The organism is Oceanibaculum pacificum, from assembly GCF_001618175.1.
GTDB classification, from domain to species: domain Bacteria; phylum Pseudomonadota; class Alphaproteobacteria; order Oceanibaculales; family Oceanibaculaceae; genus Oceanibaculum; species Oceanibaculum pacificum.
In genome coordinates, this window is record NZ_LPXN01000113.1 from 23940 (window position 1) to 30387 (window position 6448).

6 protein-coding genes and 2 tRNA genes are annotated in these 6448 nt (G+C 65.6%); 7 read left to right on the top strand and 1 reads right to left on the bottom strand.

All coding sequences use genetic code 11. From position 1 onward, the window contains the following. Position 1: 1 nt before the first annotated feature. A complete protein-coding gene (locus tag AUP43_RS11075; RefSeq protein WP_157089323.1) occupies positions 2–520 on the bottom strand; it encodes a GNAT family N-acetyltransferase in 519 nt (172 codons plus the stop codon). Positions 521–739: 219 nt separating this feature from the next. On the opposite strand from AUP43_RS11075, the gene AUP43_RS11080 reads away from it, so the two are divergent. From AUP43_RS11080 to AUP43_RS11110, 7 genes are all read left to right on the top strand, one after another. After that, positions 740–1255 carry a SixA phosphatase family protein gene (locus AUP43_RS11080; RefSeq protein WP_067556665.1) on the top strand — a complete coding sequence of 172 codons (516 nt, stop codon included), beginning with the start codon at positions 740–742 and terminating at the stop codon, positions 1253–1255. An 84-nt stretch (positions 1256–1339) separates the two neighbouring features. After that, entirely contained in the window at positions 1340–2971 is a 1632-nt protein-coding gene (locus AUP43_RS11085; protein ID WP_067556668.1) for a CYTH and CHAD domain-containing protein, read from the top strand. A gap of 58 nt (positions 2972–3029) precedes the next feature. Next, positions 3030–3103, top strand: a tRNA-Cys gene (locus tag AUP43_RS11090). A 146-nt stretch (positions 3104–3249) separates the two neighbouring features. Then, positions 3250–3324, top strand: a tRNA-Asn gene (locus tag AUP43_RS11095). Between the two features lie 139 nt (positions 3325–3463). Continuing rightward, positions 3464–4144 carry a protein-L-isoaspartate O-methyltransferase family protein gene (locus AUP43_RS11100; protein ID WP_067556671.1) on the top strand — a complete coding sequence of 227 codons (681 nt, stop codon included), beginning with the start codon at positions 3464–3466 and terminating at the stop codon, positions 4142–4144. A 45-nt stretch (positions 4145–4189) separates the two neighbouring features. Next, positions 4190–5638, top strand: a complete 1449-nt coding sequence (locus AUP43_RS11105; protein ID WP_067556674.1) for a TolC family outer membrane protein — start codon at positions 4190–4192, stop codon at positions 5636–5638. 333 nt (positions 5639–5971) lie between these two features. Beyond that, complete coding sequence (locus tag AUP43_RS11110) at positions 5972–6382, top strand: DUF2497 domain-containing protein (protein WP_067556677.1); 411 nt, start codon at positions 5972–5974, stop codon at positions 6380–6382. The last annotated feature ends 66 nt before the right edge of the window (positions 6383–6448 follow it).

The following is a 6448-nucleotide window of genomic DNA, read 5'->3' on the forward strand; positions in this document are numbered from 1 at the left end:
GTTAGCGGACGGTCGCCCGGCGCGGCGGCTTGGCGCCGTCCAGGAATTGCCGAAGATTGGCCCCGGCCAGGCGGTAGAACATCTTCTCTGCCTTCAGCACCGGGGCGAGGGTTTCGTAGAAGCGCCGCGCCTCCTCGTTCCACAGATCGGCGGTCCAGTCGATCTGGAAGGCGTTCCGCTGCTCGGCGATGTGCGCCAGCTCCAGCATCAGCGCCTGGCCGACGCCCAGCCCGCGCGTCGTCTTGCTGACGAAGATATCCTGGATGAACAGCGATCGGCGGCACACCGCCACGGCGTAAATCTCGGCGAAGGCCAGCATGCCGACAGCCTCGTCGCCGGCGAAAGCCAGCATGACCTCGACCGTCGGCGCTTCGACGAACAGCTCGGCCTTCAGCCGGCGGATCATGTCGACGCGGGGAAAGGGCGGCTGCACCCCATAGAACTGTAATAGCTCGCGGTTAAGATCGACGAGGGCGTCGACATCCTCGCGTCGGGCCGGGCGGATGTGCAGGGCAACCATGGCGATGCTCAAACAGCCGTCAGCGGAAAAAAGGAAAAAAAGCGCATGTCGGTCTGTTGAAAGACGCGGGATACAGGATCAGCTCTTAGGCCTTCCGACAATGGCCGGGGGTTATCGCAAAGTCAATTTCAAGAACAATGGCGAACAAGTGAGATGCTGTGCGGCATCCCGCCTATTCGGGATATTGCCGGCTTTCGCCTCGCCCCAAGGAGACGTGAGATGAAGTTCCTCTACCTGCTGCGCCACGCCAAATCGAGCTGGGAGAGTCCTGGCCTGCCGGACCATGACCGGCCGTTGAACGAGCGCGGCTTCCGGGCGGCGACGGTGATGGGGCTGCATCTGGCCCAGCAGGGCATCCAGCCTGGGCTGATCCTGTGCTCCTCGGCCCGGCGCGCGCTGGAGACGCTGGACCAGATTCGCCCGCGCCTGGCCGGCAAGCCCGCCCTGGAGATCGAGAAGGAGCTGTATGCCGCCGATGCCGGCGCGCTGATGACCCGGTTGCGGACAGTGGATCCGGCGGTGAAATCGGCCCTGCTGATCGGGCACAACCCGGCGATCGAGACTCTGGCGGCGCAGTTGATCGAGACCGGAGCGAAGGAAGATATGGCGCGCCTGGCGGAAAAATATCCCACGGGCGCTTTGTGTATCCTGTCCTTGCCCATCGATAATTGGAAGAAACTGGCGGCCAAGGGCGCCACGCTTGATGGCTTCATTACACCGAAAGATTTGGTATAGACGATTGTTTTTATTACAGAAACTTGACAAGTTCTCGGCCTGCCGCCAAAGTCTCCGCGTTCATTGGCACATGACGCGGATTGCATGACCCTCTCTCCACCGACCTCTCCGGAGGAAAATCCGGCCGCCGGGATTCCACCGGAAATCGTCCCGCGTGAAATAGAGCTGAAGCTCGCGGTCCTGCCGGAAGAGGCGGAGAAGCTGTGGCGCCACGCGCTGCTGCGCCAGCGGGCCGAGGGGCGCGGCACGACGCGCCAGCTGCGCGCCACCTATTACGACAGTCAGGAGCTGGATTTGCGCCGCCGCGGCATTGAGCTGCGCGTTCGGCGCGAGGGGCGGCGCTTCATCCAGGCGGTGAAGTCGAAGCGCCAGGGCGGCATTGGCTTGGTCAGCCGGGAAGAGGACGAGATCGTCCTGCCCAATGCGATGCCCCGGCTGGAGGCGATCGCCGACCCGGAAATCCGGTCGCTCGCCCTGCGGCTACAGGCCGAAGGGGCGCTGCATCCGGTATTCGAGACCGATATCAAGCGCCGCTGCCGACGGCTGGCCACGGAAAAGGCGAGCCTGCTGGCCTGCCTGGATGTCGGCACCATCCGGGCCGGCGAGCGCAGCGCCGATGTCTGCGAGCTGGAGCTGGAGCTGATCGCCGGCGCGCCGGGCGATCTGTTCGATGTCGCCGCTGCCTTGCAGCAGGACATGGCGTTGAAAATCTCCGATGCCGGGAAGGCCAATATCGGCTATGGCCTGTTGACCGGGGCGGTGCCGACATCCCGGCGGGCGCGGAAGCTGGAGCTTGATCCCGCCGCCGCGCTGACCGATGCGGTCGGGCTGATCGTGCAGGAATGCCTGTCGCAGGTGCTGGCTAACGAGCCGGTCGTGCGGGCCGGCGAGGATCCGGAGGGCATCCACCAGATGCGCGTCGGGCTGCGCCGGCTGCGTTCCTTCTTTTCCATCCTTGGGCCGGTGCTGCCGGCCGGGCAGGGCGAGTATTTCAAGGCGGAGCTGAAATGGCTTGCCGGCGAGTTGGGCGGCGCGCGCGACCTCGACGTGTTCTCGCTTGAGCTGCTGGCCCCGGTGCGCGGCGGTTTTCCGGGCGATGCCGGCCTGGCGGCCCTGCAGCGCGAGGTGGAAACCGCGCGCAAGGCCGCTTACGCCCAGGCGCAGGCGGCGCTGGCCGGGCGGCGCTATGCCCGGCTGATGCTGGATTTCAGCCGCTGGCTGGCCGAAGCGGCCTGGACCGACCAGCCCTTGAACGCGCAATCCGCACGGTTGTTCGCGCCGGTCACCGGATTCGCCGATGCGCTGCTGGAAAAGCGCCAGCGCAAGGCGATCCGCCAGGCCCGCCGCATGCTCGACGGCACGGCCGAAGAGCGGCACGAGATGCGCATCCAGATCAAGAAACTGCGCTACGCCGCCGAATTCTTCCGCTCGCTCTATCCCCGCAAGAAGGCCGAGCGTTACCTCAAGGCGCTGTCGCAGCTTCAGGATGTGCTGGGTCATCTGAACGATGTCGCGGTGGCGCGGCAGCTTGTCTGGCACCTGCTGCCGATGGAAAAGCGCAGCGCCGACGCCGAGAGCTACGTGGCCGCCGGCCTGGTCGTCGGCTGGCACGCCTGCGCCGCCGATATCGCCATGGGCACGCTGAAACTACGCTGGACCGACCTGCGCGACGTCGAGCGATTCTGGAATAAACCGTCCCGTGCGGAGCATGCTTGACCGGGGCGGGGCAGCCGTCCTATACCTCCCCACCCGCGGCCTTCCGGCCGTCGCTGCCGGCCCGGTGGCAGAGTGGTTATGCAGAGGACTGCAAATCCTTGTACATCGGTTCGATTCCGGTCCGGGCCTCCAGCACCGTAATGCCCTTGATGCAAAGTTGACATCGGGGCGAAAACGGGACTGGAAAGGGGGGATGGGCTTTGCTATAAGGCCCGCCTCGCACGGCAGCCGGCGACGGCATGCGGGCGATACGGCGTCTAAGACGACGCCGACGCTGATCCCCGGTAGCTCAGCGGTAGAGCAAGCGGCTGTTAACCGCTTGGCCGGCGGTTCGAATCCGTCCCGGGGAGCCATATGTCGAGAAAAGGGGCGCATCGCAGGATGCGCCTCTTTTCATTTCGCCTATCTCGTTGTCATTGGCCGGGGCGGACGATATAACAGCCGCACCGACTTTTTTCGTTCGCCTTAACGCCACGCTCCGGACAGCCAGCCATGACGAATTTCGCGATCGCCCGACGCAACATGGTCGAAAGCCAGCTTCGGACGAACAAGCTGACCAGCACGGCGCTCATCGAGGCGTTCAGCAGCGTGCCGCGCGAGCTGTTCGTGCCCAAGGCCTATCGCGGCCTCGCCTATATCGACGAGGATCTGGCGATTGGCGGCGGGCGCTATCTGATGGAGCCGGTCGTCCTTGCGCGCCTGCTGCAGGAGGCCCGCATAGCACCGGAGGACAGCGTGCTGGATATCGGCTGCGCCACCGGCTACTCCACCGCGATCATCGCCCGCCTGGCCGGCTCCGTGCTGGGGCTGGACGACAATCCCGACTTCGCCGAGGAGGCGAACCGCATTCTCACCGATCTCGGCGCGGACAACGCCGCCGCGGTCGATGGCGCCATGCTGGGCGGCTATCCGCAGCAGGCGCCCTACAATGTCATCGTGCTGAACGGCGCCGTCGATTCGGTGCCCCCAACGCTGGTCGAGCAATTGAGCGAGGGCGGCCGCCTGGTCGCCGTCATCCGCCAGCCTTCCGAGGGCGTGGGCCGCGACGTTGTCGGCGTCGGCCGCGCCACCATCGTCACCAAGAATGCCGGCGCGGTCGCCCATCGCGTGCTTTTCGATGCGGCCACGCCGATGCTGCCGGGATTTGCGCGGGAACCCGGTTTTGCCTTCTGATCCGCATCAGATAGTCGACGCCGTTGACCTGAAGGAATTGACCTAATGGGTAGCTTGCCACTGAACGACGCCCCGCGCGTTCCCATGCGCGCCGCCGCGCGCGCCTGGCGTCGCCGCTTATGGCGCGCGGCGCTTCTGGGCGGTGTCGCCCTGGCGTTCGGCATCGGGCTGGCGCTGCCCGGCGCGTCGGCCCAGACGATGAGCGAGGCGCTGGCGCTGGCCTACGAGACCAACCCGGTGCTGGAAGCCCAGCGCGCGCGCCTGCGCGAGACCGACGAGACGCTGGCCCAGGCGCAGTCCGGCTGGCGGCCGCGGGTCATCGTCTCCGGCGATATCGGCAAGACGACGACGGATACCGAGAATTTCGGCCGCGTAAACCGGGACAGCACCAATACCCGCACGCCCGGCCGGGCGACGCTGCAGGTAACGCAGCCGCTGTATCGCGGCGGCCGCACCATCGCCGATACGGAGCGCGCCGAGGCCAATATCAAGGCGCAGCGCGCCCAGCTTTTCGCCACCGAGCAGCAGGTGCTGCTGGATGCCGCGACGGCCTATATGAACGTGATCCGGGACGAGGCGATCCTGGAGTTGCGCATCAATAATGTGCAGCGCCTGGAACGCCAGCTCTCCGCCACGCGCGACCAGTTCGACGTGGGCGAGGTGACCCGCACCGACGTCGCCCAGGCCGATGCCCGCCTGTCGCAATCGCGGGCCGACCGGGTCGCCGCGGAAGGCGCGCTGGCTGCCTCGCGGGAGCAGTTCCAGCGTGTCGTTGGCACCGCCCCGGTCAATCTGTCGGAACCCGATATCGAGTTCAATCCGCCGACTGACCGGGAGGTCGTGGTGGCCGATGCCGCCGCCTATAATCCCAGCGTCATCGCCCAGCGCTTCGGCGTCGAGGCGACGCAGGCGCAGACCCGGCTGATTACCGGCGAGCTGTTGCCGGAAGTCTCGCTGGTCGGCGAGGTCAGCCGGTTCGAGAACCAGCAATTCCGCGATTCGCGCACCGACGAGGCATCGATCTTCGCCAATGTGTCGGTGCCGCTCTATCAGGCCGGTTCCGTCACGTCGCGCGTGCGCCAGTCGAAGGAGAGCGAATCCCGCGCCTATAGCGCGCTGGAGGATGCCCGCCGCACCGCCGTCAGCAACGGCGCCTCGTCCTTCGAGAATCTGATGGCCGCCAAGGCGCGGATCGATTCGCTGCTGGATGTGATCCAGGCCGCCGAGATCGCGTTGAACGGCGTGCAGGAGGAAGCCAAGGTCGGCTCCCGCACCATCCTGGATATTCTGGATGCGGAGCAGGAACTGCTGAACGGTCAGGTCAATCTGGTTGCCGCGCAGCGCGACGAGGTGGTGCGCCGGCTGGAGGTCGTCTCCGCCGTCGGCCGTTTGACCGCGCGCGACCTCGATCTGCCGGTCACCCTTTATGACTTCGAAAGTCATTATAAGGAAACCGACGGCAAATGGTGGGGCCTGAGCGCCGGCAAGCCGTGATCCGCCCCAAGAATAACCGGCACAACAAGAGCTTATGCTTTTGCGGGTTCGACGCGGGCGCTAGCCAACCGGCATCTTCTCCTTTACTGTGAAGGCCGTGTTTTCAAGGTCTGCGGCGATATGAGCGAAAATAAAGCAGAAGAACCGTCCATGGAGGAGATTCTTGCGTCTATCAGACGCATAATCTCCGAGGATGGCCAAAGCGACGAGACCCCAGAACCGGAGCCCCAGCCCGCTCCGAAGGCCGCTAAACCTGCGCCTAAACCGCAGCCGGCCCCAGAACCCGAACCGGAGCCCGAACCCGAGCCGGAACCGGAGATCGACATCGACGCGATGTTCGCCCCGGAACCCGAGCCCGAGCCGGAACCGATGGACGAGGAAGAAGACATCCTCGACCTGACAGAGCGGGTGATGGAGGAGCCGGAGCCGCTGTTCGAAGAGCAGCGTTATCGCACCGCCCCGCCGCCCCCGCCGCCGATGATGGACGAGGAAAGCCTGATCTCGCCGCCCCGGCGCAGCGAGGCCGTGTCCTCTTTCGCGAACCTGACCTCAACGCTGGAAGCCCGGCATCCGGAACTGCCCATCGGCGCCGGCCACAAGACGCTGGAATCGCTGACCAAGGAGGTCATGCGGCCGATGCTGAAGGAATGGCTGGACGAAAACCTGCCGCATATCGTCGAGCGCCTGGTCCGCGAGGAAATCGAACGCATCGCCCGTCAGGCCCAGCGCCCCAGCGACGAGTAAGCCTCTCTATTTGCCGCCATGCCCTTCGAGCGTCTGCTTTCAGCAGGCTCCTCAGGGCGAGGTCAT